The following is a 26,854-nucleotide window of genomic DNA, read 5'->3' as shown; positions in this document are numbered from 1 at the left end:
ACCCCATCCGTTGCCCCATCCGTTACATCCGTTACCCCATCCGTTGCCCCATCCGCTGCCACAATTACCACTTTAATCGGCAAATTCTGCTCCTTAGCAAACTGAAAATCCCGCGTATCGTGTGCGGGAACACCCATCACCGCACCAGTACCATATTCATACAAAACATAATCAGCAATCCAAATCGGAATCTCCTCCCCAGTAAAAGGATTAATTGCCATCCCACCAGTAGGAATACCCCGTTTAGGCTTATCATCCGCTGTCCGTTCAATTTCACTTACAGCCGCAACTTCCTGAATAAAAGTATCAACTGCTAATTTGCGATCGCGCGTCGTTACTTTTGTCGTTAAAGGATGTTCTGGCGCTAATACCACATAACTTACACCATAAACCGTATCCGGGCGAGTTGTAAATACCGCAATTTTCTCATCTAACCCCACAATTGGGAATTCCAAATAAGCGCCAACCGACTTACCAATCCAGTTAGCCTGCATCACCTTAACCCGTTCCGGCCATCCCGTCAACTTATCTAGATCGTTAAGCAATTCCTCAGCATAATCAGTAATTTTCAAGAACCATTGCCGCAACAATTTACGTTCTACTTTAGCACCGGAACGCCAAGAACGACCCTGACTATCAACTTGTTCATTTGCTAACACAGTTTGGTCAATAGGGTCCCAATTTACCGCCGCTTCTTTCTGATAAGCTAAACCTGCCCCCAAAAACTGTAAAAAAATCCACTGCGTCCACTTATAATAATCAGGAAAACAAGTCGCTAATTCACAATTCCAATCATAAGAAAGCCCCAATCGCTTCAACTCAGACTGCATTTGGGCGATATTTTCATAAGTCCATTTAGCTGGATGGACACCTCGTTGAATTGCCGCATTTTCCGCAGGCAAACCAAAAGCATCCCAACCCATCGGGTGCAATACCCGATAGCCCTGCATCCGCCGCACTCTGGCAATAACATCAGTAATGGTATAGTTACGGACATGCCCCATGTGCAGGTTACCCGATGGATAGGGAAACATCGATAGGGCGTAGAATTTCGGCTTACTCGTATCCGTGGGGGTTTTGTCTAAGCCCGAATCTACCCAAGTTTTCTGCCATTTTTCCTCTATTTCAGCGGGGTTGTAACGTGACTGCACAAGAGAATCTCCTATTCTAGAGTTAAATTAGTCTACTTTTACTATTTTGGGATATGTAGCCTTTAATTCAGCTTGAATTCCTTACGCTGCTACCTCTATAGATTTGGACTTTTTTGGTGGGGGTAGAATTTCCTGTTCTAAATCCCAACGCGCCAGCCAGTCTGGGTCTCTATCTGTCTGGCAGCCTAAAACGTACAGCACTGTCTCATTACCAAATATATTCCAGAGTTGCTCATCTTGCAAGTCTGTGATGGACATCGCCTGAATTGGTTCCTCACAGATTACTGCAAATACATCAATTTCTTGGTGATTTGGATTCCATTGATACTGTAGTTGTTAGGATTTCTATTCTGTACTTCATCCAACTGCAAACCGCTCTAACTTGAACTTACAGTATACACTACATTTGTAGTAGACGTTCCAACAGAATATAAGTTACACCCTACACCTCATTTTTCATACCAACCGGAAAACCCACCTCCAAACTCCGTTGCGCGAGAATCCCTTCCCATTCTGTATCAGACAAAGGTTGATTCACCAAATTAATACCAAAACAAGTAGCAGCAGCATTAGTTAGAGCTTCTCCCACAGTTTCCACTAAAGTTTCTCTTTCAGGAAATTTTACCTTTAACCCAGCCAAATTCACAGACGGGATTGTTTCGCCAAAAACCCGAGTAAATAACTCAGCATCCGGCTCCAAACAAATCGAACCATGTTGTAAAATAGCATCACCTCGACGTAACTGAGCGCTACCAATTAGTTTAGCGCCATTTGCCAATACTAGATCGGCACCCGTAGCCGTACCAAAACAATTGGGATTACGAATATAGTCTCGTCCAGCTAAACCATAATACAAATCGATACCCAGCGATCGCAAACCTGCCATCAAAAATTCGCAAATCCTTTGATAACTATCAATCCGCCTCCCTCTCAATCCAGAAGTTACCACCATATAAGTTAAATCTCCCTGATGGAGTACCGCCCTTCCTCCAGTAGGGCGGCGCACGATATCTATCGGCATTTCCTGCCAAGTCAAATCTTGCCAAAAAACAGGCCAACGACGTTGATGGTATCCCAAAGAAATAGTTGGAGACACCCAAGTATAAAATCGCAAAGCAGGTGGATGTTTCCCTAAATGGTGTTGTTCAAATAGCCATTCATCAATTGCCATTTGCAGCTTTCCCGGAACATTCAGTAAAGGAATTAAACGCCAATCCATAAATAAGTGCGGGGATAAAAAAGACTGTTAGTAGTAAGGGATTAATCCCTCACTACAAAGTCAAGAAAGATCTGAGTAATGGATAGCCTATTCATGATAGGAGAATAATATTTCCGGCTCCCCCTTCCCTACCAGGGAATGGGGCTGGGGGGTTAGGTTTTTAGATTTATTAAAACTCCTGCAAGTTATCAGTTACTACAAACTCCTATTTATGTTTTAGCTAGTCCAGAGGAAATTAAGGAGCATAGCTCAGTCTTGCCTAGATTATCTTGCTGTTTTTGCTCCCTCCGTTGTTTCCATTCCCGAATCGCTATCGCCTCTTTGGTAGCAGGAGAATAATGGCTATTTCTGCCAATTTGAGCTATTTGTTGATCTCGATCGGGATGCTGTTGCACCACCAAACAATTGGCTAGACTTACTTGAGGTGAAATGGAATTTAGATCTGTTAATATCTCAGGAGCAGATTTGTATCTCTCATCCAGGGGAACTTGGGTCATTTTTGTCAGTATCCTAGCAAAGGATTCGCTCACATGCACCATATTTTCCCAGTACAATTTACCAGTTGTCCTCTCTCTATCAAAATCGAGAGGTGATTTGCCTGTCAGTAAATATATACAAGTAATACCTAATGCGTAGATATCACTAGCAAACACTGCCCTCAGCGAGAATTGTTCTGGTGGCGCAAACCCTACAGTACCGATAAAATGGGTTGAGCGCATTTTCATCGTACTATCGACTGCCTGAGCAATTTGCTGTTTGACTGCACCAAAGTCAATTAGTACCAACCTGCCATCATCTTGACAGCGAATAATATTTTGGGGTTTGATATCTCGGTGAATTACCTTATGTTTGTGGATGTACTCCAACAGCGGGAGGATTTCGTACAGGAAGCGTTTAACTACTGATTCCGGTAAACAACCATAGCGTCTCACCAGTCTTGCCAAGGTGACACCATGAACATATTCTTGAACCAGATAAAATTCTCCCTCAGCCACAAAATAATTGAGCAGCATGGGAATCTGAGAGTGACTACCCAGCTTTGCCAAGGTTTTTGCCTCCCTTTCAAAGCGCTCTCGTGCATTCTCCAAGGCTTTATTGTCGTTCACCTTGGGGCAGAGTTGCTTGATGACGCACAATGGCTCACCGGGCAAAGATACATCTCTAGCGAGGAATGTAACGCCAAAACCACCTCTACCCAAGAGTCGCATCACTTCATAGCGATTCTGAAAGAGTCTAGTTTTACCGCATAATTTACCTAATTGAGTTTGCTCCAAAACTTCGGAGTAAAAGGGGGACAGGTTTTCAGGGACAACGTTCATAACGGTTACAGGACAAGATCGCACGGGACTCCAACATGTTTTATAGTCTAGGCAAAGATCTTTGTTTTGAGCAAAGTAAATTCCGCTCTCATAACTGGCACAATTAGATTTTTACTTGAGGAAAGGTTGTAAGACAGTCGGCTCTGCTGTACAACGTGAGGCAAGCGAGATGCCTCAGAAACCCGGTTTCTCAAAGAGATGCCTCAGAAACCCGGTTTCTCAAAGAAATGCCTCAGAAACCCGGTTTCTCAAAGAAACCGGGTTTCTATCCCGTACTTCATCGAACTTCAAGCGTTTTCTTGTAATGTAAGTAAAAGTAGCAATAGATCGTTAATACTAAGGGTAATTTGGCAGAATGACCATACATCCTCAATTACAACAAGCATTTGACCAGCATCGAGTACTCAAAGTTATCAGCGGATTAAATAACTTTGATGCCTTACGAGTAGCTGCCATCGTCAAAGCCGCTGACAGAGGCGGTGCCACCTTTGTGGATATCGCCGCTCATCCAGATTTAGTACTGTTAGCCAAAGGCTTGACAAATCTACCCATTTGTGTATCAGCAGTAGACCCGAACCAGTTAGTCACTGCAGTGGCAGCGGGTGCAGATTTGATTGAAATTGGCAACTTTGATTGCTTTTACGCCCAAGGAAAGAGATTTGAAGCGGAGGAAGTTTTAGCCTTAACGCAAGAAACGCGATCGCTCCTCCCCAATATTACCCTTTCTGTCACCGTACCACACATACTCACCCTAGATCGACAAGTAGAACTAGCCGAAGAATTAGTAGCCGCAGGTGCAGACATCATCCAAACCGAAGGCGGCACGAGCAGCAACCCTCGTGCAGCAGGTACATTAGGATTAATTGAAAAAGCAGCCCCCACCTTAGCCGCTGCTTATGAAATATCCCGTGCAGTATCAGTACCAGTCTTATGTGCCTCCGGCTTATCTAACGTGACTGTACCGATGGCGATTGCCGCTGGTGCAGCGGGCGTTGGTGTCGGGAGCGCCATTAATCAACTGAATGACGAAGTAGCGATGGTGGCTGCTGTGCGGAGTTTAGTAGAAGCTTTCTTCACAGTTAACGCGGCAAAAGTTCTGGTTTAAGCAATTATTGGGAACTTAGCTATATGTAGGGTGCATTATATAACGCACCCTACAGGGGGGGCACAGCTAAAATGGTCCATTATCTTGTCTGATTAAATTAAACAGTTGCATAGCCTGTATATTCGCGCATTTCAGGAGCCTGAAATCCTAGCACAATATCTTCCTTCGCCACCCCTAAATCCACAAGCTCTTGGGCAATTCTCATTTCCGTCATATTTTGCTGAATCCAAATCTTTCCCTTCAAAATATCCAAATGTAAAACACAACCATAAACCCGCCGATGGCCATCCCATCCCACATTCATTACTTGGTAATGGTCTTGTTTCGTATCAAAAACAGTGTAGCAATCAATCGATCCATTCGCGATCGGGATGGCAGCATAAGCCGTCAACAACGACTGAATTACATTACGATAAGACTCGATGGTATCCATTGCACAATTACCTCTTGAATCTGGTCATAAATAATTAGTTTAATCTGATATCTTTCTCTGGTTTGCTTACTATCCTAGACCAATTGAAAACCCAATGATGAGATCATCTTTTATCGGTTACGACTGCGTTGGCGGCAGCCACTCCCTGTGGGAGTATCGCCCAACTTGAAGCGACTGTCTTAACAAGCCGCACCATTAGCAAGCAGATGGCAACCCCTGCCCTAGGCATCGCAAAATATGGCTAGCACCATAACAAGAGGAAAAATCCTATGTATTCTAAGCAAGTCATTCATTCTGCCACCTTGGTAAAAGTAGTAATCCTCGATCCTATTGAGCTAGCTGATGAGAATGCTGAAAGCTTAAAATTCCGAATTGAAATTTTTCAATGGTCTCCTAATCGCTTTACCTGCAAGCTTTTGCGCGAGGAAACTTATTGCCTAGAACCTACTTTTCAGGCAAAAGTTGGCGAAAGATGGGATGTAGAAACTTATGTATTAGAAACAGGTTTGTCATGGCGTGAAATTGAGAAAGAGAGTGCAGATACCGCTTTAAAGTCAATTATTCAGGAAATAGAACAGTATTTCTCTGTAACTATTGAATGTCCAAACATTAAAGTGGACAAGGAACACCGTTTGTGAGGGAGTTTGATATGGGTGAACCCCTTGGTATCGCAGTTGATCGGGGCAGGAACGGGGCTATCCAACAAAGAAGAGTAATTAGCTTGGCTTTAGGTATAATAGTCAGCTCTGGATTGACCGCAACTAGTTCAGAATTTCCCAGAGATTGTGTCAAGTTAGAGGAACAAATGGAAGAATCATCACAGTCAGAAAGAATTTTACCTCCAGTAGAGATGAAGTTTCTGGAAGAAAGGTATGGAAAACCACCACTAAGCTATTTGTTTCTCGACATTACCTTACGCAATCAGAGCAATCAACCTCGCTGGTTTATCTTACCAGAAGACATAAACGATCTCAGAGAAATTCAGGCAAATAAAATATCAGTGTCAGAATTGAGAGGTGAAGGTAGTGTTGTCCTTGTTAATTTTGATGGAATTAATTCTTTCTACGGAGTGTTGTTGCCTTCTGGTGCAACTGTTACCATCAGAAGCTTGCCAATTTCTTATCGGTACGATTCATACGATCCATCACCCTTGGTATCAGTGGAGGTTGTGATAGCAGATCGGCTTATAGTCGATGGGAAACCGATTGAATCTTGGCTTGAAAAAAAGCTAATTAGTGATGGGGGAGCAGATGTTAATTATGAGAAGAATCCGGAAATAAGTTCATGGAAAACTCCCAATTCTCGCTCGATTCCTGTCACCTTAACAGGAGAAAGCTGCATCAAGCTGATTGTTGATACTTCCTGGCATTGAGAGGCTATTTCACTACTAGGAAGTTTATGAGAATTGAGCTATTACTACTTGTCCCCATTTTTCAGATAATAATGAGCTATGCGCTCCCCGCAAATAGTTCAGAATTCCCTAGAGATTGTGTCAAGTTAGAGAAACAAATGAAGGATCTCGATCCTCCGGTAACTCTACTCTTCGCTAATTATTGTTGACATGGTAGTCTCGCAAACACTAGATCTTAATTTGAAGTTCCTGTTGAAAAGTCTTAATCGCATCAACATGATTCACTATATTAATGCAACGTAACAATAAATCCAAATCTATACCTTTCACCTCCTCACTACTAGAAACCCTTTCATAGTCAAGCGTATTCCCCTCTCCCCGCAAATGATAAATCTCTAACACCCCGTCTTCCCAAAACCAAACTTCCTTTATTTTCAGCCGCTTGTACACCTCCAGCTTATTGATTCCGCCACTAGAAAATACCACTTCAATTGCCAAATCTGGTAGCCTACTATCAGGGGCAAGTTTATAAGATTCATCTGCCTCTCGCTTGGCGGCGACGGCTTCACTTTCCAGAGTCATGGAGCCAGTTGGAGTAAAGTCAAACCCTGCCATCAGCAGGTAAAGTTCCAACAAAGCAGCAATTCTCTTTTTAACAGTTTCGTGGGGTTCTCCAGGCATTCGTCGTATCTCCAAAACTCCATCCAGGAAAGACAGCCGATATCCTGGCCGATTTAACAATTGCTCAATTGCTTTGAACTCTCTCCAGATAACTCCCTCAAACAGAAGAGGTGATTCCTTTATGGGTGTTGCTATAGTTGCTGAGGTCATTTTAATCTCCAGTTTGTTTCCTTTCTTAGAAATAATCTGGTTGGGAGGGTGATTTTTTTATTGTAACTTCAATCTAGTGTTATCGCCTTTCTTTTAGGATGCGTTACAGCGCAAAAATCCCCAATTATTTGTTACATTATCATTTCTCTGGGATAGTCTATATGCGCGGAGAATTTACCATTATAAAAATAACATAAAAATCAGTACTTGTGGAGGCGATATCGCTCTCGCTCCTGGAGCAAGCAGATGACAACGCCAGTCTTCTCCATCCCACAATATGGCTAACACCATAACTCAAACTAAATTTTGTTAAGAGATATAAAGACTTTTGGCAAGAAAAAATAAATAAGCTACAAATGAAGTATATGTGTATTACGAACTCTCCACACAACCAATCGAGGTGACAGAAAATGGGCAGCCGTCGGCATATTAGCAGGAAAGACATTAGCGCATCGGCTTTTACCCCAAAGCCTAAGCCAAATATATTGCAAACTCGTCCCTTTAGCAACGGGAAACACGCCAGGAGCAGTGAGTTACCCAAAACTGATATATTACAAACCCGTCCCTTTTCCACACCAACTCAACCATCATCCCAATCAGAAGTAGAACCCTTGACACCCGAAGCACGGGAGAAGGTCGAAACTTTTGGTTACAATGGGGTGACTATTCCGTCATTTGCACCTGAGCCAGCCGCACCGATTCAGGCAAAATTGACAATAGGGGAACCTGGCGATAAGTATGAGGAGGAAGCTGATGCAGTAGCTGCTCAAGTTGTCAACCAAATTAACACACCTCAACCAATAGAAACTCCTGCCAGTGAGACAGTACAACCTTATCAAGATAACCAGCCAAAAATTAGTCCGAAGCCTATCGTACAGAGGCAGTCTGCTGAAGGGGGGATAGCTGCTACACCAGAAATAGAATCATCTATTGAAGGAGCAAGGGGTAGCGGACAACCATTGGCTGATAGTATTCGTGAACCGATGGAAGGGGCATTTGGAGCTGATTTTGGTGGCGTGAAAGTTCACACTGATGCTACCTCAGATCAATTGAATCAATCTATTCAAGCCAAAGCTTTTACTACGGGACAAGATATTTTCTTTCGCTCCGGTACTTACGATCCTGGAAGTCAGGGAGGACAAGAATTAATCGCCCATGAATTAACTCACGTTGTCCAACAAACAGGTTCGATTCAGCGCTTTGAATCCAACGAACATAAAGAAATGGGCGACCAAGGTTCCGCAGATAATAAAGGTAATGCCCAAAAAATTAAACTGGGTAAAGCGCCGGATCAGTTAGAAGTTACTTTCGGCGATATTACAGCTATGGCTGGAGATTTCTTCGGTTCAGTTCAAGAAATTCATAATCTAGCTGAAGTGCCCGGTGATGGGAAAACTCAAGCTGGTACGATAGACGAGATTAAATACGTCCTCTATGTTAAAGTTCGCAAAACCCAGGAAGATAAAGATTACGGTGAAGCTGTCATTAAAGCAGTAACGGGACGTTATTATAGTCTGGCTGGTAATAATGTCACACACTTTAGCAATCCCGATGCAGGTGATGACAAACTCACCTTCGAGGAAAAGGCAAATAAACGGAAAGATGGTAAAACAATTAATAATGCAGGCAGCTATCGGGAAAATCATCTATCAGCAATTGAAGAAGCAGTCAAAGCTGGCAAAGAAGGAACTCCCCTCGATAACGCCATGCTTTACGAAGCATTTGCCAGTCATTTTCTCACCGATGCTCATTCATCAGGACACCTCCGCACTCAGCGCCAAGGTATTAAAGATTGGTGGGATAAACGAATACCAATGTTCTGGTTGAATCTGAAATGGTGGATGGCGGAAAGTATTGCCAAACATCTTAATGATAATTCCAATATCGCTGGGATTGCTACTGTCCAGATTCTTTGGGAACAAGCACGACAAACACTCGATCAAGTTGTTAGTGGCAAAGGTATTCCTGACTTAACTTTTGGTGATGCTATTTCTGGTGCATTGCATGACATCGATAATGAAGAAGGTGTCATGGCTCAAGTAGGAGATGAAGTAGTAAAACTAGTTGGCGATGGACAAATTTTAGATAATAAAGATCGCGCCCTCGTGGTGGGTGTGGATACTGCTAAGAAAGCTGAGGCTGGAGTTAAGGCTAGTCTGAAAGATGTTCAAGATGCTTATGCGGCTGGTAAAGGTGGCGAGTCGGATGGCAAGAAAGTAGCAGCATCTCTGAAACTAGCAGATGGTTTATTCCGTGCCGAACAACTTTGGCCTAAAGCACTTCCAGATAGCGATCCTGCTCAGACAAATAAAACTATCAATTGGCAAGTAAATACCGTTGACGAACTCTTTCAAAATCCTCGCATGAAACAGGCACTGGCTCATTTTGCTAACGAGAAAGCAGATACCCTCGGTGCAGAAATTAGCCTTGATCCGCCGCTAAAAGAAGAAAAGACCAAAGCAATGAAAGAAAGCGTCCTGGATCAGCTTAAATCTGGACCAGATCGAGTTGTTACTGTGTTTCGAGAAATTATTAACTATACCCCTGGTTCCGCTACAGGTGAGTTAGGTGGTGTGGGTGGACATGATACTGATGACAATGCGGTGGAATATTGGGATGAGGCTAAGAAAAAGAATGCCATGCCTACCCTGACTCTGCCACAGCGGAAAAAGTTACTCAAAGATGTACTTGATGGGGTAACTATTGGCGAAGAAAATCAGATGGTACTGGATTTACTGACAACCAATGACTCTCATGTAAAAGCAACAGTGGATCATGTAGGATGGCGACGAGTTTGGGATAAGCTTTGGGGTGATGACTGTAAGAAATTCATCCGCCACTGCGGTCCAATTTATTGGAAAAATGAGAGTTTTAATAGCAAAAAACTGGAGGTTCAATATCTCGCTGATGGTCGGACTAATGATATTGCTCAGGAGACAATTATTATTATCTTACGCACCTGTACTCCTGACGAGGTACGCGCCATTGACGATCAAGTGGGTGGATGGACAGGATTGGCTTTCGATTTGACTGGGCAATGGGATACTGAATTTAAGCAGATGAAAGGCAAGTAGTGAAAGTTCGATGCCTGGGGCTGGCGTACCCCGAAGGGGAAGCTTGGCGTAGCCTAGCGTCTCGAAGAGAAGCCATCGCTTATTTTGACATCCTCCCGCCGCTAATTGCTTCGCAATATAGCGGGGGATTCCCAAGAATTTTTGGTTCTCAGTTCATTGAGCCAACTTAGAGCAAGAGCGTCTCCGTTCTTGAGCCAGAGGTCAGTTTCTCCCTGAGCTTTCAGCTTTTTGAGGTCAGATCCCGTATGCCCTACGGTACTGTTTAGATATTTAGCTAGCAGCTTAAATCCTTTTGCCAAGATGTTTTTCACAGCGTTGTGGTCGCTGTCTAATACTGTTCCGCACTTGCTGCATCTGTGTTAGCGGAGAAGTAATTGTTAAGTGCAAACCGGGCATATCCTCACAGGCAATGAACGAGATGAAAAAAAGTCTCGGCGCTACAGTGATGGAAACAACAACAAGATTAGGGATTGAGTGTTGGTCTATCAAGGGGATGACCGTAGCAGAAGCGATCGCACAATACAGCCAAAACCCTTTAATTGAATATATTGAGCCGAACTATGTTTCCTGTGTCGTCAAAGCATCTTGCCACCAAGCCACTGTGACTGTTTTAGTCCAACCCTTCTTTTTTCTTGCTTTATCAACAATTTACAGCCATTGTATTGTTTTTTTATAAACCAACTATGACACGACAAAAGTCATAACTAGTTTTTTTGTAAAGATTTGTAAAGATACTCGGAAAAATCCTTGGCTCAACCAGAGTTATAGGTGAAGCGATTTTTGCTTATACCATTTCCAAAAAGTTTTGCAACAGTAGGTTGGATTAAAGGTAATAAAATTCAACAAACTATTTGTAGCAATATTTTTCAGAATTGGTATGACAAAGTAAGCTGTATAGTTCTTTTTGTTGATTGGAAGTCAAATCATGAACAGGGTACAAATAAACAATCTCAGCACCTTAGTAGAAGGACAAGACTACGCTAGTGGCATGACTTAGATGAGGATGGTGTCCAGGATGCCAATGAACCAGGTTTAGCAAACTGGACGATGTATCTTGATGAAAATCAAAATGGTCAACTAGATTCTGGTGAAACATCTGTCCTTACAGATAGCAACGGCAATTATGCTTTTATTAACCTGAACCCTGGTACTTACACTGTAGCTGAAGTAGTGCCCACAGGATGGAAGCAAACCTATCCCAGTGTAGGTAGCAACACTACTATTTTAACATTTGATGATATTTCAAACACTGGTGGCTTAGTGCCAATTCCTAGCAATTATGGAGGTTTGAATTGGTCAGGAGACTTCTACTACTCGAATGGCACAAATTCCCCTGGAACTGGGTACGATAACGGAAGAGTATCAGGAGATTATGTTGCCTTTAATGCGTTTGCTGCATCTGTAGGTGTGGGTGATGGTCTATTTGATTTTCAAAGTGCTTACCTAACAGCCGCTTGGAACAATGACCTCAATATCACGGTGGAGGGATTTTTTAACGGAACTCAACAGTACACGCAAACAGTAGTAGTAGACAATGATGCTCCCACTTTATTTGAGTTTAATTTTGTGGGTATTGACCAGCTTAAGTTTACTTCCTTTGGTGGTACTGATGCCGATCCCAATGATATTGGCAGTGGTGAACATTTTGTTTTAGATAATTTCACGTTCAAACCTGGATCTGCCTTACCCGGAACCCACACAGTACAACTTAACTCCGGTCAAGTTGTCAATGATATTGACTTTGGTAACAAAGCATTGTTTGGTCAAATCCAGGGTACTAAATGGAATGACTTAGATGGAGATGGTGTCCAGGATGCCAATGAACCAGGATTAGCAGGCTGGAAGATTTATCTAGATCAGAATCAAAATAGTCAGTTAGATACAGGTGAAACATCCACGACAACCGATATTAACGGTAACTATACCTTCCAAAATCTCAATCCAGGTACTTATTTTGTTGCTGAGGTAATGCGCCCAGGTTGGGAGTCAACTTATCCTCCTATTCCTGCTACTAATGAATACCAATGGTCTGATAGTGACCAAGCAGGAGGACCTACTTTTAACTGGATAGATATCTCAGGAGTAGGAACACAAGTTTTTCTAAGTGATGATTCTGCCACAGAAGTTTCCTTACCCTTTAACTTCTCATTCTTTGGACAAGACAAAAATACAGTCAATATTTCTTCAAATGGCTTCCTCACTTTTGGTTCTAATGGTACAGATTTTAGCAACGATTCAATTCCCAACACCACAGATCCTGATGACTTAATTGCACCCTTCTGGGATGATTTGAATCCTGGTGCTGGTGGTTCGATTTATTACTACCACGATGTCATCGAAAACCAATTTATTGTTCAGTATCAAGACGTACCTCGTTTTGCTGAGGGAGGAAATCTCACCTTTGAAGTAATTCTCGATTCAGATGGCAGTATTCTCTATCAATATGATGAACTGAATGCCACGTTGAATAGTGCCACTATTGGGATTGAAAATGCTGATGGTTCTAATGGTTTACAGATAGCATACGACAGTAACTATCTCCATGATGACTTAGCAGTCAGAATTGCCATTCCGACAGGAGGTAATACAGTAAATGTTGGCTTCGGCGATGTGATTACTGACATTGATTTTGGCAACAAAAAAATTACACCAACTACCATTAATGGCACATCTGGCAATGATGTATTAAACATTGTTGATAGTCCAGTCATTGTTTACGCGCTGGCTGGTAACGATGTAGTAAATGGCTCTCAAAGTCCTGGTGCTAATCAGTTTTACGGCGGCACAGGCAATGATACGCTAATTGGAAATAACTACGATCAGTTATTTGGTGAAGCTGGTAATGACTATCTTGATGTTGCCAACGGATTGGGTGAAAATACCCTTTATGGTGGCAAAGGCAATGATACTTTGTTAGCTAATGTTAACGATCAACTATTTGGTGAGGCTGGTAATGATACCTTAGATGTTTCTAATGGTGGTGGTAACAACTTCCTTGATGGTGGCGCAGGTAACGATATCTTATTGGCTAACACCAACGATCAGCTTTTAGGTGGTGCAGGTAATGACACCCTAAATGCCGCCAATGGTAGCGGTTATAACTTGCTTGATGGTGGCGCAGGTGCTGATATTCTTACCGCTGGTGGTTATGACCAACTTTTAGGTGGTGCAGGTGATGATATCCTTGATGCTTCTAATAGTACAGGCTATAACATTCTGAGTGGTGGCAAAGGTGATGATAACCTATTAGCTAGTTTCAACGACCAACTTAATGGTGGTGATGGTGAAGATATTCTCAACGCTTCCAATGGTGGTGGGAATAATATTCTCAATGGCGACAAAGGTGCCGATGTGCTATTGGGGAACTTTAATGACCAACTTAATGGTGGTGATGGGGATGATATTCTCAATGTCTCCAATGGTGCAGGAAATAATATTCTCAATGGTGGTAAAGGTGATGATGTGCTATTAGGTAGCTTCAACGATCATCTCAATGGTGGTGCTGGTGATGATATCTTAAATGGTGGTTATGGCGGTAGCACCATGACAGGTGGTAGTGGTGATGACTTCTTCCGGATTGCTGATGGATTTGTTCCTTTCGCGGCTCATACCATTACCGACTTTAATTTTAATTATGAGGTTATGGGTATTGGTGGTTTAGGCATCACTTTCTCAAACCTGACTATCGCTCAAGTTGGCAGCGACACTGCGATTAGTGCTTTGGGTTTAAACCTGGCTACTCTGACAGGATTTCAAGCAAGTAACCTTGACTCTAGTAACTTTGTCTTTGCCTAGATATAGCAGTCGCCAAGGCGGTTAGGACAATTGGCTCTCAGCCCCTTGTTGAAATTTGGTAGCTGAGAATGCCTTAACCGCTGTGGCGGTTGCTATAAACCTGTAGAGACGTTGCACTGCAACGTCTCTATCTTTGCTTCTTAGCCTTCCCCTTCTTCGGTAGGAACAATCTCATCCTTCATCCTTTTTGGTGATTTGTAAAGAAATATTACAAAAATCGCGATTTTGCGTAGAAGGCAAAACTAAAACCTGAGTAATAGGCAACAGCTTGAAATAACAGAAGTCAACTGTCATGAAGAAAGTAATTTACTGGTTAATGGGCGAAAAAGCGGGCAGGGTAGCGGTAGGAACCTGGAATTGGCTGTGGGGAATGCCTGTAGAAACAGGAGGCAAAGTGGCAGTGGAGGTAGCAGAGGAGTCCCTCCGCTCAATGCAAGAATCATTACAACAGCTAGCCCACGCCGTTTCGACTCAAGTCGCTGCTTACGAAAGGGCGAAACAGAAATACGAGGCGAAAGTCAAGGAATTGGAAAGCTTTGAAAGGCAAGCAATGGTTGCCCAACAGAGTGGAAATGAAGAAGGTGCGCGTTTGGCGATGACGAAAGTGATTCAAGTTGAGCAACTCCTCCCCCAACTTGAAGAACAAGTCAAACAAGCAGAACAGTTTGTTAATGCTTCCAAAGATAAGCTTAATCGAGAACGGATTAAGTTGGAACAATACAAAACTGACATGCAAAATATGAAAGATATGTCGGAAATTAATGAAGCACTATCGTCAATGGCAAAAGTCAATAGCGACTTAAATATTGATTCAGCACGTTCTCAATTTGAAGATGCCAAAAGTGCCGTTCAACGTCGAAATCTACGAACCAAAGCTTATGCAGAATTATCGGAAAACCCTGCTGAAAAGCTCAACGCTGATTTAGAACAGATGGCGATAGACGATGCCGTCGCTCAACGCCTACAAAGGTTATCAAATTCAACTCCCAAGCAACTTCCAGAATAAGGTAAAAAAATTATGACTAAGACGAGTGGCAGTCTTCCCCCAATTATTTTTGTTCTGATTTTTCTGTTATTAGCAGGTGGTGGTTATTGGTGGTTTGTCATGCGCCCCAAAACCAGCCCCATCGGGGTACAACCAGGAAGGATAAACCAACCACCTTTCGGAGGTCAAGGTACTCAGCCTGTAGCCCCAGGACAATCTCTCCCCGTCAGTAGCGCATTTCCGCCTCCTACTCAAGTACCTGCTGGTACAAATTTGAGGATTGATGGTTCAACCAGTATGGTAACTATTAATCAAAACCTGAAACTTAGTTTTGAAAGACAGTTTCCCGGTACTAATATTAGCACTCAAGCTAATGGTTCTGACCGTGGCATTCAGGCAGTATTAGGGGGTCAAGCCGATATTGCTGCCGCCTCCCGCCCCCTCACGGTGCAAGAACAAAGTCAAGGCTTGACGGCAGTTGTAATTGGCACGGATCAAATTGCCATCGTAGTTGGTAAAACGAACCCTTTTCAAGGTTCCATCACCAGTGCCCAAGTGGCAGGTATTTTCCAAGGACAAATCAACAATTGGTCTGCCATCGGCGGCACGCCAGTACCTATCCGGGCGATTAATCGTCCTCCAGTTAGTGGCACTCATCAAACTTTTAAAGAAATCGTTCTCAGAGGGGGAAATTTTGGCAACATAACTACCCTATCAAGAGATGAAACAACGGGTTTGTTGCGAGAACTTAGGAATGATGGCATTGGATACGCTACATATGCTCAAGTTGTAAACCAGCAAACAGTCCGCAGTGTCCCCATTGACGGGGCAGTACCAGGGTCAGCTAATTATCCTTTACAACGGCAGTTGTATTATATCCATAAAAATCCTGCCAGCCCAGGTGTTCAAACCTTTTTGGGTTATGCCACTTCTCCTCAAGGTCAGCAAGTTATGTTTGCTGGAAATTAACGAGTTGAGTAGGTAACTCAAACTGATAACCAATTATCAATCACCAATCTTAACCAGATAGAGATTATGAAACTGACTTTGTTTTTGGCTGGCGCGATTCTCGCTTTGACTGGCTGTATTTATGTTGGAGATTCTGATCTTGACGATCTTGACGACGATGAAGCAGTCAGGACTTCTGCCCAAATTCCCCAAAATGTTCAAAACGCTTTGTTAGCAAAGTATCCAGGTGCTTCAGCAACTTGGGAGATTCAACCTTACGGATATGAGGCTGTTTTCAACCAGAATGGCATTGAATATGAGGCAGAATTCTCACAAAATGGGCAATGGCTAGAAACTGAATATGAAGTATCAGATGCTCAGTTTCCAGCAACCTTGCTACAGAAAATTCAGCTAGATTATCCAGGTTATCAAATTACCAAACGAGAGATTGAATTGACTCCACAAGGCATATTTTACGAAGTGGAAGTCGAACAGGGTGGGGCACAAATTGAACTGTACTTTGACGAACGTGCTAACCCCGCTAATAACTCAAATGAGGATGCTTAATCTGATGGTTGAAAAAGTAACTGAGCCTACAGATAGAGGCTTGGCGTAAGTCCTGTTAATAAAGGGCAGGGATTGCCGATCTAAAATTAGATATCTCGCAAAAAGCTCCCTCACAGCAATCCCCACCCGACTAATTCAAAATTGCGATCGAAATCCTCTCTATCACCATAACTCAAACCCAATTCTATTAAGAGATATAAACACTTTTGACAAGAAAAACACTCATAAGCTACAAAGGGACTAGATCTCCATTCCCAACTCCCCAGTCACAGAGGAAAAACTTATGGGTAGCCGTCGGCATATCAGCAGGAAAGATATCAGCGCATCAGCTTTTACTCCAAAGCCCAAGCCTCCTATCTTGCAAACTCGTCCCTTTAGCAACGGGAAACACGCCAGGAGCAGTGAGTTACTCAAAACTGATATATTGCAAACCCGTCCTTTTTCTGATCCTGCTCAAAAATCATCTGGAGCAGAGAAACAACCGCCGACACCTGAAGCACTGGAGAAAGTAGCAGCTTTTGGTTACAATGGGGCGAGTATTCCGCTGTTTGCGCCAGCGCCATTTGCACCGATTCAGGCTCAATTGACGATTGGGGAACCTGGTGATAAGTATGAGGAGGAAGCTGATACAGTAGCGCATCAGGTGGTGGACAAGATTAATGCACCAGCGCAATATAAGGGGGGAGCGACTGCCGTTGGGTGTGAGGAGATGGGGGAAGAAGAGGGGGAGATGCAGAAGCCTGAAGCGGGGAGTCTCCAGCGCGTGGAGATATCTGAACAGCATCCCAAATCGAGCCATAAAGATGCTACCACCAAGGCTACTTCTTCCCCTGGGAAGATCCTCCAGAGGCAGGTACTCTCTAAGATCGCTTCTGGAGAGAATGAACAAGGCATCACATGGATTTTGGATGTCACCATTGGCGGACGTACTCCATCACCATTTTCGGGAACTATGGGGGCTCACAGCACCGCCTGGATTGCCCACATCGATGCAGTGCGGCGAATGTTAGTCAATACGGAGTTGGCAGAGGGAGCCAAATACCTGATTGAGTTAGCAGAGAAGGAACTAACATCTCCCTTATTAGAACTGAAAAAATTTGTGGATGAACAGCACCAAAAGAAGATCGATGATGCGGAAACAATCCTTAAGCAAAGTATTGATAATTTAAAGAAAGAGATAGCACCTAAGATCGAAGAGAAGAAAGAGATAGAAACTGAGATCGAAGATAAGGAGGAGATAGAAACTGAGATCGAAGATCGGGAGGAGATAGAAACTGGGATAAACGTAGTACAGATCAAGCAATTGATCCGCAAACTGATCGACAGTTACTTAACCTATGTCAATTATTTGCCAATGTCCACAGTGAAAGGAGGAGATCCAGGCGGACATGGTGAAGGCAGCGCTCGTGGTGATATCAACACCTTTGAATATGTTTCTGCCAACGTAACACTGGCTGGCGATAAGGATTTACCTGCACAACTGAGCCAAGAGATTCAGACACTGGGCAGCAAAGGTATTCAAGGACAAATCAAAGCAGGTGCCAAGAAGAAGTTTCAATTTAACAACGAGAAGGAAAAACTAGACGAGGCACAACTGACAAAAGATTTGATTGAAACGCTTTGGACTCTTTTTGCAGCAGAAACTCCAGAAATTTTCGCCCAGGGGCTGGAACAGAAAAATCGTGTCCTGGTTTGGCAGCGTTCCCTCCAGAACTTTTTGCATACCATAATGTCTGCTTATCCCTACACCTATGATTTCACCAAAATGCAGACCAAAGAATCTCAAGAGGTTGGTCTTAAATATGCGTTGGAAGAGGCAAAGATTCCACAAGACTATGAGGAACTTAAAAATCTACTTCCAGTTGCTGAGGAAGAGGCATTAATCCGTGAGTCTCATGATGAAGTCACCCCATCCGATCTTAAGCAAAGTGGCAGTGGTTTTATGGCAACAATTCTGCTGGATGAAGAAGGTATTGTGGGAGATGTAAACTTGATTGGCGCAGTGGAAATGATCGGTCGTACCAAAAGCCCATTTTCGGGAACTATGGGAGCGCACACTACAGCCTGGGCAGCACACCTTGATGCAGTGCGCAACATCCTCACTGGAAAAAATGTTGCTAAGGCCATCACTACCCTTAAATCCAAAGCTGAAGAAGCTATGAAGGATGAAGGTCTTGACTTCAGCCATAAGATAGATGAAAAACACCAGGTCTATTTAGTCCTGGCTTATAATGATCTCAAAGAAAAAAATAACCTTGTTGACAGTCAACAAAAAAGCGACATTGATCGGCAGGTTAATTTTCTTGAGGAATATATCTTCACTTATCTGACTTTTGTCAATTTCCTACCCCTTTCTACCATTAGCATTGGCAGTGTGCCTGGTGGTAAAAAAGAAGGACAACACCGTACTTTTCTACTCAAATATGAACAGTTGGGCGAGAAAGTATTTGGTAATGGATCTACAGAAAATAAGCAGCAAATATTAGAGCAACATCTGTTAGGACTCTTTGATAAGAGCGGGTTAAATGATTTCCCTCCTTTATTGGGGGCTAGGGAAGAGGTTAATTTCAAAGAATATACTGGTGAGGATTTTACAAAAGAACATGGTCTGTTCGCAAAGATTAACCCAGAAAAGGGCAAGAAATCTCCCAATAAAAAGCAGGTAGCCTACAAGCGTTTTTACAAAACCATACTGGAAGCCTATCCCCGTGCAGTGGCAGACAGCGGCTTGGTCAAAGGAAAAGAGGATTTGATAGAAACAGAAGAGAATGACTCTATTGCCAAGGAAGTGTGGTCATCCTCCAAGGAAGATATCGTCACAAATGAAAAGGACGAACTGGAAGAAATCCTGCACCAGAATAACTGCCTAATCAATGCAATTAAGAAGGCAGCTTTTGAAGAAGACTCCCAAGTGACTGAGGAGGAGTTGTTAGAAATTAGGCTGCGGATAGGACAGATTGGAACTATGCTTTTTGCCAGAGAGAGAACGATCTCGATTATCTGCGATGTGTTGAATATCAATAACGGAATCGTGGTCATTTACAAAGACAGACCTTCAGAGGATTTTGGCGATACCTCTTCAAATCCCATTATGATCCAACACACAGGTGCTGCCCATTTTGTTCCCTACACGGATCTCATGGAAGTTGCTTTACCCGAATCTGAGAAGGAAATCAATGACATGGGGGAATCTGAGGAAATTAATGACATCGAAGAAAATTCTCTAAGAGAGGATAACAAAAAAAGAGCTTTGAAAGATGAAGATTTAGAAGATGAAGAGTTAGAAGATAAAAAAACAGTAAAAAAGATAAAAAAAGATTGACCATAGTACAGAGCAAATGGAAAGCGCCGGAGTACAGATAATCTCAAGCCATTTCCTCGTGTAATTTCTCCTGTACCCACAAAGTTAAAAGTTTTGTGGGAGATATCCCGCGACGTTGAGCAAGAGTACGAATTTGTTCTGATAAAGTTTCATCAATACCGTAATAAGTTACTGTAGAGTGAAGATTAACTTTAAACTCTACTGGATAAGTCTCTTCCCAATATTCATCCAAGCCATGGTTATCCCAAAATTCGCCTATCTCTTCGTAAGAAGTAGTATTTGAGATAGAACTTCTAGTTATTGCGATATCGTCTTCGTTCGGCATCGTTCATCTCCCTCGCAGATAATATGAGTGCGTTCTTGTTTGACTTATAGATAAAGAAAACAATTAAATATCGTCCGGAATCAGTTTGTCCTAAAGCAGCATAAACATTCTCATTTTGACGATTTCCCTTTTCAACAAATCGAAAAACTGGATAACGATTAAATACTTCTCTAACTTCTCTAGGTTGTACGCTGTGCTTACGGGCAAGTTTTTCAACAATAATATCTGAGAAGATTAAGTCAAGGATGTCCAACTAAATTTTATCTCCTTTTTCTCCATTATGGTTATTTTATACCACTTCTGAAAAGTATTACTACAGGTAGGAATGCTAGGTTTCCTTGCTTCCACCCAACCTACTACTACGATGACTTCCCTCAAAGTGCTCCTGCAACGCCAGCCGACCGGATCGCAAATCTTGTAGAGTGAGGATTGCCGATCTAATTTCAGAGCGATCGCAGATTTCCCTCACACCATAACTCAAACCCAATTCTATTAAGAGATATAAACACTTTTGACAAGAAAAACACTCATAAGCTACAAAGGGACTAGATCTCCATTCCCAACTCCCCAGTCACAGAGGAAAAACTTATGGGTAGCCGTCGGCATATCAGCAGGAAAGATATCAGCGCATCAGCTTTTACTCCAAAGCCCAAGCCTCCTATCTTGCAAACTCGTCCCTTTAGCAACGGGAAACACGCCAGGAGCAGTGAGTTACTCAAAACTGATATATTGCAAACCCGTCCTTTTTCCACTCCCATTCAACCATCATCCCAATCAGAAGCACAACCCCTGACACCCGAAGCACGGGAGAAAGTCGAAACATTTGGTTACAATGGGGTGAGTATTCCGTCATTTGCGCCAGCGCCATTTGCACCGATTCAGGCAAAATTGACAATCGGGGAACCTGGGGATAAATACGAACAGGAAGCTGATGCGATGGCGGCTGAGGTGGTAAATCGGATGAACACGCCTCTTCCTCAACAGTCTGCTGCGGGTGAGACAGTGCAGCGGGAGGAGATAGAAGAGGATGAGGTGAGGCAGAAACCGGAAGTTGAGACAATCGGGCGGGAGGATATGTTAGATGAGATTAGTAAAGTGCAGCGGAAGTTGGATGATAACAAAACGATTCAGCGATCGCCAGCAGTACAAAATACCGTAGATCCAGGAAAAATCACCCAAGCGGCTGAGGATTTGCGTGAAGCTATGGCTGGGTGGGGCACTGATGAAGAGGCCATTATGACCACCTTAAAAGATAAAACTCCAGCCGAGTTAGTGGCGATAGAGAAAGAATATCTCCAGAAGTATCGTCGTACCCTTGATTACGATTTGCGTGATGAACTATCAGGAAAAGATTTAAACCAAGCATTAGGTTATTTATCTAAAGCCAGAGAAGCTGACAAAGCCAAAGTGACTCAGGTTGGGGGCGATAATGATACTGATAGTATGAATAAATTGGTACGCTCTAAGGAGATGATCCAAGCTGCTGATGCCCTCTATAAAGCCATGGAGGGTTGGGGAACCGATGAAGATACAATAATGAATACTTTAAGAGGGAAAAGTAAAGAACAAATTGCCGCAATTAAACAAATATATCTGGATCACTATGGCAAAACATTAGAACACGACCTCAATGATGAACTTTCCGGAAAAGATTTAGAAGAAGCCTTAGCCTATTTAGGGGCGGATGCCGCACGTTCCGCTGCAAAAGGTTTAGAAAATTCTTTGTCGTGGATTAATGACGACGAAGAAAAAATTGAAGAAATTTTGATGTCTCTGCCAGAGGGAGAAATCGAACGACTGCAAGTAAATCATCCTAAAATAATTACCAAGGTTCTTAAGAGTTTAGGAGGCTTCGACAAGAAAGTAGTTGAAGCACTTTTAGCTAAAAATAAACCTAAAGCCATTGCCTATCGCTTACAAGAAGCCATGAAAGGTATGGGCACAGATGAAAAAGCTGTTTACAAATACCTAAAAGACAAGAGTGCCTCGGAACTTGCTGACATTAAAAAAGAGTACCAAACCATTACAGGCAGGGAATTAGCAGCAGATATAGCTGATGAATTTTCTGACAATTGGCTTACTGGTGCAGAAAAAACCTTGGCAGAGTCTCTACTAGAAGCAAATCCTGCTCAACAAGCAGCAGCCCGGATTTATAAGGCAGCTTATGGATCTGGAACCGATGAAGCTGCTATTTACAATGAGTTTAAGGGTAAGAGTCAAGCCGAACGCGATAACATTATCAAAGAATATGACAAGAAATATGGTGGAGAAGGTGCTTTTCAGAGGATGATTCGGGACGAGTTTAGCGATACTGGTTGGGGCAAGGAACTCACAAAGGTCAAACAGTATAGCGAGAAGGGAAACCTCGATCCTGTCTTTGCCTTGGAAGATGCAATGAATGGTTTAGGCACTAGCGAAGCCCAGATTAAGGAAGTCCTATCTGACAAGACACAAGCAGAAATTGCGGACATCAAAGCCAGATATAAAAAGGAAACAGGGACGGATTTAGAACAGGCTTTAGCAAGTGAGTTATCCGGTCGAGATTGGCATGAAGTTCAGATTTTACTCAAAGGAAAACCAGAAACCATTAAAGAAAAATGGCTATTGATTCAGGCCAGATATGAATTTGAGATTGGTGGAGGTTCTAGTGGATTTTCTCGTTGGGTGATGACTAACGCTCAAGATTTAGGATTCACAACGAGTAAATTGCAACTAGAGAAGCAATATTGGCGGCTAACGCAAATAGTAGACAAAGATGGTAATCTCCAATCTGGATATACAGAAGCAGATTTCAATCAAGTCTATAACTATACTGAGACGGATGTCAAAAACTATGAAGAAGCGAAGAATTCCGTAACTGAAGCAATTGTGACAGGCATAAATATCACAACAGGAATTGTAGCAACTTGTCTCACAGCAGGAGCCGCATCTCCTTGGTTAGTGACAGCAATTGTCACAGGGGTAGGAGGTGGAATAGGTATAGCCATCAAACGAGGAATGCAAGGTGATGCTTATGGTGCAGAAGATATTGGCATTGATATTCTGGTGACAGCAGTCTCTGCGGCTTTAGCTGGAATAGCAGAAGCTAAAGGGCTAGCTGATAAACTCGATGAACTTGCTAAAGTGTTTGGAGAGAAGTTTGCTCAAAGTGCGTTTAAAGAAGTTTTTACTGGCGCAATCAAGGGTGCTGGTAACGATATGATTATGGCGATGTTAGAAACTGGGATCAAGAGTGATAAATTACGAGATAGTTTGTTAGATGGTTTAGCAGAAATGGGTATCAATGCAAGTATTGAGGGGATCAATGCAGTCCTCAAAGAAGTCGCAAGTAGTGCAGGAAAAGCCGGATGGAACGAGGTAAAAGCCAAGTTAAAAACGGCTAATTAGCTCTATTTTAATTGGTAGTAAACTCGCTCACTAGTCTGACATTACTATAGTTAGTCCTAAGTAACTTAATTGATTGCTAAATAAGATCAAACAACTTAGGATAAACCTATTCAGTAATTAAGCTTTGAGCGAGATCTTATAGAAGAGAATAGCAATGGTAGAAATCAATTCAACCTCTAACTACTCAAATATTGAAGTAATGGCGGTAAAACAATTAACAGCTTTCGGGACAACAGACGAACGAGAATCTCTGCGCCAACTTGCGCAGAAAGCTTTGCAACCAAGGAGTGAAGATTATCCTCTGGTTTTTGTACCAGAAGTAGTTGAAAAAGCTCAAAAAGGATATGAGGCATTTTGGGCAAAGTCACCCTTTCCTCAAGCTGAAGCTGGGCAGACTGAAATTTTAGTTGCTATTGGTAAAGCCGAAGAACTTTCATCCGAAATAGGAATAGGGGAGGTATTTCCGGGCGGTTATCGGCAGATTGCCCACTACCTGCTACCCGATAAAATTTGGCTGACTTGGAAATATGTTAAACCAGGAGAAACTAGTGGTATGGCTTATGATGGTTTGGTTTGGTTAGAAGAGCGTTTTGTTTGGTTTCCCAAACCTTGGCGGATACTGGCTGAATGATCAAACCGCGATCCAACGATCTTGTATAGTGCGTGCGCTGCTTGCAGTGGCACTTCACTATCGCACATCTTCTAGGGTGGGCATTGCCTATTTAATTTTAGACCGATCTGCAAGCAGCAGCACAACGCTCTGGCAAAAGGAAGAGGACAAGGAAGAATAAGTGCGATATGCTTGCAGCAGCGCTAGGCTAACGCATAGCTCTCGCTAACGCTATCACCGCTCTTGTAGGTTGGGTTTCGTTGCCTCAACCCAACCTACCAATCCTCATAGTATGATAATGGTCAATTGGCAAGAAAATCATCTATAAATTAATATAAAATTATCGACAAATCAACTCTAATTTTTCAACAATATGAATCATATTACTGTAAAAGAAACAAATCCCATACTTTCTTCTCTGATTGATGAGGTCAATGAATCTCATCAAGCTACTCTGATTACAGTTGATCGTCATAAAAAAGCGGTTTTAGTATCGGTAAAAGAATGGAATTCAATTCAAGAGACACTGTATTTACTTTCAATTCCGGGGGTAAAAGATGATTTAATTGAAGGAAAAAACACAGACTGGAAAGATTGTACTCCTCTTGAAGAAGTGGAATGGTAATGTGGGAAATTGCCCTAACCAAAAGAGCTGTGAAAGATACCCAAAAAATTAGTCTTTCTGGGCTAAAAGGAAAAGTTGAAAAGTTAATAGAAATACTAAAGATAAATCCTTATCAAAATCCTCCTTCTTATGAGAAACTGACAGGGGATTTAGCTCAAATGTACTCAAGGAGAATCAATATTCAACATCGTTTAGTTTATGAAGTAGATGATGAAAAAAAAAGAGTAAAAATTTTAATGATGTGGTCACATTATGAATAAGTGCGATGCCGAACCCCAGCCTTCGGCAGCGCCAATCTTGTCGGATGCGTTATGCTACTTCTAACGCACCAAATCCTTGAATTGCGGTGTTCTGCGTCGAGAAGAGTTGGGTTTCACTTCCTTTTACCTGATAACTTGCAGCATAAGCAATAACCGTAGGGTGGGCACTCCCCACTCACTTCATCATCAGCTTTTCAAGTTCTAAGGGGGAGTGCCCACCCTACATGAAACTACATTTTTAGCCTTGTCGCGCTACTACTAACTTTGCCTAAGTTTTTAGACTCAGTCTTAACAACAAATAACTAAAGACTCAAGGAATCCTTCAAACTATAAACCACTTGCTCCTGTTCTTCCAAAGTAATTTCCGGGAACATCGGCAATGATAAAACCTCATGACATATTCCCTCAACTATCGGTAATTCACCCACTTGATAGCCTAAGTTTTCGTACACTGGTTGCAAGTGCAACGGCAATGGATAATAAACCATGGAACTAATACCAAATTGCTGTAACTGGCTGCGAATCCAATCCCGATATTCGTTATTACTGCTATCTTTTGTAATCCGAATCGTGTACTGATTCCAAACCGCCCGCCCACCGGAAAGTTCTTGAGGTAATACAATTTCCGATACTGGTTGTAAGAGCCGATGGTAATTTTCTGCTACCTGACGGCGGGCATCATTCCATCGCTCCAAGTAGGGTAATTTTATTTGCAGAATAGCAGCTTGGAGGGCATCTAAACGGCTATTAATCCCAGTCTCCTGATGATGATAGCGATCGCTCATTCCGTGTTCCTTTAGCCTCCGGATAGACGCAGCAAGGGTTTGGTCGTTTGTTGTGACTGCCCCACCATCGCCACAGCCTCCTAAATTCTTCGTGGGAAAGAAACTAAAACAGCCGATATGCCCAATACTGCCAATTTTTTGTCCCGCCCATTCTGCACCTGTTGCTTGGGCGCAGTCTTCAATTACCAGCAAATTATGTGCTTGGGCGATATCCATCAGGGCACTCATATTTACCGGATGCCCAAATAAGTGAACGGGCATAATCGCTTTGGTTTTATTTGTAATAGCAGGAGGAATTTTAGTAATATCGATATTGAAAGTTTCAGGATCGATATCCACAAAAACAGGTGTCGCCCCAGCATGGGTAATCGCCTCCGCTGTCGCCATAAAGGTAAAGGGAGTGGTAATTACCTCATCCCCTGCTCCGATATTCAACGCCCGTAGCGCCAGATATAGGGCATCTGTACCAGAATTGCAGGCTACGCCTTCTGAGACACCCGTATAAGCCGCAAACTGTTGTTCAAACTCCTGCACGACTGGACCACCAATATAACGCCCAGAGGATAAAACCGCTGTCACAGCCGCACTGACTTCCTCACCAATTAGTTGGTATTGTCGCTTTAGATCGATAGGGGGGATAGAATTCACTCGTTCAAACCTAGGATTTTTCTTAAATAAACCAAATTTTGCGCCAAAAGGGAATCCGGGTATTCCGTATCCTTAATTTATACAGAATCTTGCGATCGCCAAATTGTTTCACAT

General features: G+C 42.7%; 23 protein-coding genes and 1 pseudogene. 15 read left to right on the top strand and 9 right to left on the bottom strand.

Annotated elements, in window-relative coordinates:
• The 4 genes from leuS to NJ959_RS05960 form a co-directional block, all read right to left on the bottom strand.
• Positions 1–1,151, bottom strand: a 1,151-nt coding sequence (gene leuS, locus NJ959_RS05975) for a leucine--tRNA ligase (RefSeq protein WP_254010842.1), incomplete at its 3' end; no start/stop codon positions are given.
• 81 nt (positions 1,152–1,232) lie between these two features.
• Positions 1,233–1,409, bottom strand: a complete 177-nt coding sequence (locus NJ959_RS05970) for a hypothetical protein (protein ID WP_254010841.1) — start codon at positions 1,407–1,409, stop codon at positions 1,233–1,235.
• A gap of 184 nt (positions 1,410–1,593) precedes the next feature.
• Complete coding sequence (locus tag NJ959_RS05965) at positions 1,594–2,370, bottom strand: lipoate--protein ligase family protein (RefSeq protein WP_254010840.1); 777 nt, start codon at positions 2,368–2,370, stop codon at positions 1,594–1,596.
• Between the two features lie 209 nt (positions 2,371–2,579).
• The gene (locus NJ959_RS05960) at positions 2,580–3,689 is read right to left on the bottom strand and encodes a serine/threonine-protein kinase (RefSeq protein ID WP_254010839.1); all 1,110 of its coding nucleotides are present in this window, start codon (positions 3,687–3,689) and stop codon (positions 2,580–2,582) included.
• A gap of 355 nt (positions 3,690–4,044) precedes the next feature.
• Here NJ959_RS05960 and NJ959_RS05955 point away from each other — a divergent pair, with 355 nt between their 5' ends.
• Positions 4,045–4,794 carry a DUF561 domain-containing protein gene (locus tag NJ959_RS05955; RefSeq protein ID WP_254010838.1) on the top strand — a complete coding sequence of 250 codons (750 nt, stop codon included), beginning with the start codon at positions 4,045–4,047 and terminating at the stop codon, positions 4,792–4,794.
• Positions 4,795–4,891: 97 nt separating this feature from the next.
• On the opposite strand, the gene NJ959_RS05950 is transcribed toward NJ959_RS05955, so the two are convergent.
• Positions 4,892–5,227, bottom strand: a complete 336-nt coding sequence (locus NJ959_RS05950) for a XisI protein (RefSeq protein ID WP_254010837.1) — start codon at positions 5,225–5,227, stop codon at positions 4,892–4,894.
• Positions 5,228–5,496: 269 nt separating this feature from the next.
• On the opposite strand from NJ959_RS05950, the gene NJ959_RS05945 reads away from it, so the two are divergent.
• Positions 5,497–5,865 carry a hypothetical protein gene (locus NJ959_RS05945; protein WP_254010836.1) on the top strand — a complete coding sequence of 123 codons (369 nt, stop codon included), beginning with the start codon at positions 5,497–5,499 and terminating at the stop codon, positions 5,863–5,865.
• Between the two features lie 11 nt (positions 5,866–5,876).
• A complete protein-coding gene (locus NJ959_RS05940) occupies positions 5,877–6,599 on the top strand; it encodes a hypothetical protein (RefSeq protein WP_254010835.1) in 723 nt (240 codons plus the stop codon).
• Between the two features lie 207 nt (positions 6,600–6,806).
• On the opposite strand, the gene NJ959_RS05935 is transcribed toward NJ959_RS05940, so the two are convergent.
• Positions 6,807–7,409, bottom strand: a complete 603-nt coding sequence (locus NJ959_RS05935) for a Uma2 family endonuclease (protein WP_254010834.1) — start codon at positions 7,407–7,409, stop codon at positions 6,807–6,809.
• A gap of 410 nt (positions 7,410–7,819) precedes the next feature.
• Here NJ959_RS05935 and NJ959_RS05930 point away from each other — a divergent pair, with 410 nt between their 5' ends.
• From NJ959_RS05930 to NJ959_RS05900, 8 genes and pseudogenes are all read left to right on the top strand, one after another.
• The gene (locus tag NJ959_RS05930) at positions 7,820–10,483 is read left to right on the top strand and encodes an eCIS core domain-containing protein (protein ID WP_254010833.1); all 2,664 of its coding nucleotides are present in this window, start codon (positions 7,820–7,822) and stop codon (positions 10,481–10,483) included.
• A gap of 418 nt (positions 10,484–10,901) precedes the next feature.
• Complete coding sequence (locus tag NJ959_RS05925) at positions 10,902–11,159, top strand: S8 family serine peptidase (RefSeq protein WP_254010832.1); 258 nt, start codon at positions 10,902–10,904, stop codon at positions 11,157–11,159.
• A 320-nt stretch (positions 11,160–11,479) separates the two neighbouring features.
• Positions 11,480–11,692 (top strand): annotated as a pseudogene (locus tag NJ959_RS30595) (SdrD B-like domain-containing protein); the annotation flags it as partial.
• Positions 11,693–11,743: 51 nt separating this feature from the next.
• A complete protein-coding gene (locus tag NJ959_RS05920; RefSeq protein WP_373693608.1) occupies positions 11,744–14,278 on the top strand; it encodes an NIDO-like domain-containing protein in 2,535 nt (844 codons plus the stop codon).
• Positions 14,279–14,570: 292 nt separating this feature from the next.
• Positions 14,571–15,284, top strand: a complete 714-nt coding sequence (locus tag NJ959_RS05915; protein ID WP_254010830.1) for a PspA/IM30 family protein — start codon at positions 14,571–14,573, stop codon at positions 15,282–15,284.
• A 12-nt stretch (positions 15,285–15,296) separates the two neighbouring features.
• Positions 15,297–16,232, top strand: a complete 936-nt coding sequence (locus NJ959_RS05910) for a phosphate ABC transporter substrate-binding protein (RefSeq protein WP_254010829.1) — start codon at positions 15,297–15,299, stop codon at positions 16,230–16,232.
• A gap of 66 nt (positions 16,233–16,298) precedes the next feature.
• Positions 16,299–16,778, top strand: coding sequence for a PepSY-like domain-containing protein (locus NJ959_RS05905; RefSeq protein WP_254010828.1), 480 nt, complete (start codon positions 16,299–16,301; stop codon positions 16,776–16,778).
• A 283-nt stretch (positions 16,779–17,061) separates the two neighbouring features.
• Entirely contained in the window at positions 17,062–20,100 is a 3,039-nt protein-coding gene (locus NJ959_RS05900) for a hypothetical protein (protein ID WP_254010827.1), read from the top strand.
• 43 nt (positions 20,101–20,143) lie between these two features.
• On the opposite strand, the gene NJ959_RS05895 is transcribed toward NJ959_RS05900, so the two are convergent.
• Both NJ959_RS05895 and NJ959_RS05890 read right to left on the bottom strand, forming a co-directional pair.
• The gene (locus NJ959_RS05895; RefSeq protein ID WP_254010826.1) at positions 20,144–20,425 is read right to left on the bottom strand and encodes a CopG family antitoxin; all 282 of its coding nucleotides are present in this window, start codon (positions 20,423–20,425) and stop codon (positions 20,144–20,146) included.
• Entirely contained in the window at positions 20,394–20,678 is a 285-nt protein-coding gene (locus NJ959_RS05890) for a BrnT family toxin (protein ID WP_254010825.1), read from the bottom strand. The genes NJ959_RS05895 and NJ959_RS05890 overlap by 32 nt, the downstream gene beginning before the upstream one ends.
• Positions 20,679–21,013: 335 nt before the next feature.
• Here NJ959_RS05890 and NJ959_RS05885 point away from each other — a divergent pair, with 335 nt between their 5' ends.
• The 4 genes from NJ959_RS05885 to NJ959_RS05870 all read left to right on the top strand — a co-directional run bounded on the left by NJ959_RS05885 (position 21,014) and on the right by NJ959_RS05870 (position 25,307).
• Positions 21,014–23,812, top strand: coding sequence for an annexin (locus NJ959_RS05885; RefSeq protein WP_254010824.1), 2,799 nt, complete (start codon positions 21,014–21,016; stop codon positions 23,810–23,812).
• A gap of 154 nt (positions 23,813–23,966) precedes the next feature.
• The gene (locus NJ959_RS05880; protein ID WP_254010823.1) at positions 23,967–24,443 is read left to right on the top strand and encodes a hypothetical protein; all 477 of its coding nucleotides are present in this window, start codon (positions 23,967–23,969) and stop codon (positions 24,441–24,443) included.
• 352 nt (positions 24,444–24,795) lie between these two features.
• A complete protein-coding gene (locus tag NJ959_RS05875) occupies positions 24,796–25,047 on the top strand; it encodes a type II toxin-antitoxin system Phd/YefM family antitoxin (protein ID WP_254010822.1) in 252 nt (83 codons plus the stop codon).
• On the top strand, positions 25,041–25,307 hold the full coding sequence (locus NJ959_RS05870) for a Txe/YoeB family addiction module toxin (RefSeq protein WP_254010821.1): 267 nt from the start codon (positions 25,041–25,043) through the stop codon (positions 25,305–25,307). The genes NJ959_RS05875 and NJ959_RS05870 overlap by 7 nt, the downstream gene beginning before the upstream one ends.
• 302 nt (positions 25,308–25,609) lie before the next feature.
• Here NJ959_RS05870 and NJ959_RS05865 read toward each other — a convergent pair whose 3' ends face one another.
• Complete coding sequence (locus NJ959_RS05865) at positions 25,610–26,740, bottom strand: DegT/DnrJ/EryC1/StrS family aminotransferase (RefSeq protein ID WP_254010820.1); 1,131 nt, start codon at positions 26,738–26,740, stop codon at positions 25,610–25,612.
• Positions 26,741–26,854: the final 114 nt, after the last annotated feature.

Source organism: Limnofasciculus baicalensis BBK-W-15 (assembly GCF_024178385.1).
Taxonomy (GTDB): Bacteria; Cyanobacteriota; Cyanobacteriia; order Cyanobacteriales; family Coleofasciculaceae; genus Limnofasciculus; species Limnofasciculus baicalensis.
This window is presented reverse-complemented; position numbering and strand designations above follow the sequence as displayed.

Bases quoted from the DNA above. Each gene is read 5' to 3' on its own strand.
- NJ959_RS05960 (WP_254010839.1), bottom strand. From the start codon at position 3,689: ATGAACGTTGTCCCTGAAAACCTGTCCCCCTTTTACTCCGAAGTTTTG.
- NJ959_RS05965 (WP_254010840.1), bottom strand. From the start codon at position 2,370: ATGGATTGGCGTTTAATTCCTTTACTGAATGTTCCGGGAAAGCTGCAA.
- NJ959_RS05930 (WP_254010833.1), top strand. From the start codon at position 7,820: ATGGGCAGCCGTCGGCATATTAGCAGGAAAGACATTAGCGCATCGGCT.
- NJ959_RS05925 (WP_254010832.1), top strand. From the start codon at position 10,902: ATGAAAAAAAGTCTCGGCGCTACAGTGATGGAAACAACAACAAGATTA.
- NJ959_RS05895 (WP_254010826.1), bottom strand. From the start codon at position 20,425: ATGCCGAACGAAGACGATATCGCAATAACTAGAAGTTCTATCTCAAAT.
- NJ959_RS05900 (WP_254010827.1), top strand. From the start codon at position 17,062: ATGGGTAGCCGTCGGCATATCAGCAGGAAAGATATCAGCGCATCAGCT.
- NJ959_RS05875 (WP_254010822.1), top strand. From the start codon at position 24,796: ATGAATCATATTACTGTAAAAGAAACAAATCCCATACTTTCTTCTCTG.
- NJ959_RS05950 (WP_254010837.1), bottom strand. From the start codon at position 5,227: ATGGATACCATCGAGTCTTATCGTAATGTAATTCAGTCGTTGTTGACG.
- NJ959_RS05885 (WP_254010824.1), top strand. From the start codon at position 21,014: ATGGGTAGCCGTCGGCATATCAGCAGGAAAGATATCAGCGCATCAGCT.
- NJ959_RS05915 (WP_254010830.1), top strand. From the start codon at position 14,571: ATGAAGAAAGTAATTTACTGGTTAATGGGCGAAAAAGCGGGCAGGGTA.
- NJ959_RS05910 (WP_254010829.1), top strand. From the start codon at position 15,297: ATGACTAAGACGAGTGGCAGTCTTCCCCCAATTATTTTTGTTCTGATT.
- NJ959_RS05970 (WP_254010841.1), bottom strand. From the start codon at position 1,409: ATGTCCATCACAGACTTGCAAGATGAGCAACTCTGGAATATATTTGGT.
- NJ959_RS05905 (WP_254010828.1), top strand. From the start codon at position 16,299: ATGAAACTGACTTTGTTTTTGGCTGGCGCGATTCTCGCTTTGACTGGC.
- NJ959_RS05870 (WP_254010821.1), top strand. From the start codon at position 25,041: ATGGTAATGTGGGAAATTGCCCTAACCAAAAGAGCTGTGAAAGATACC.
- NJ959_RS05935 (WP_254010834.1), bottom strand. From the start codon at position 7,409: ATGACCTCAGCAACTATAGCAACACCCATAAAGGAATCACCTCTTCTG.
- NJ959_RS05880 (WP_254010823.1), top strand. From the start codon at position 23,967: ATGGTAGAAATCAATTCAACCTCTAACTACTCAAATATTGAAGTAATG.
- NJ959_RS05940 (WP_254010835.1), top strand. From the start codon at position 5,877: ATGGGTGAACCCCTTGGTATCGCAGTTGATCGGGGCAGGAACGGGGCT.
- NJ959_RS05945 (WP_254010836.1), top strand. From the start codon at position 5,497: ATGTATTCTAAGCAAGTCATTCATTCTGCCACCTTGGTAAAAGTAGTA.
- NJ959_RS05955 (WP_254010838.1), top strand. From the start codon at position 4,045: ATGACCATACATCCTCAATTACAACAAGCATTTGACCAGCATCGAGTA.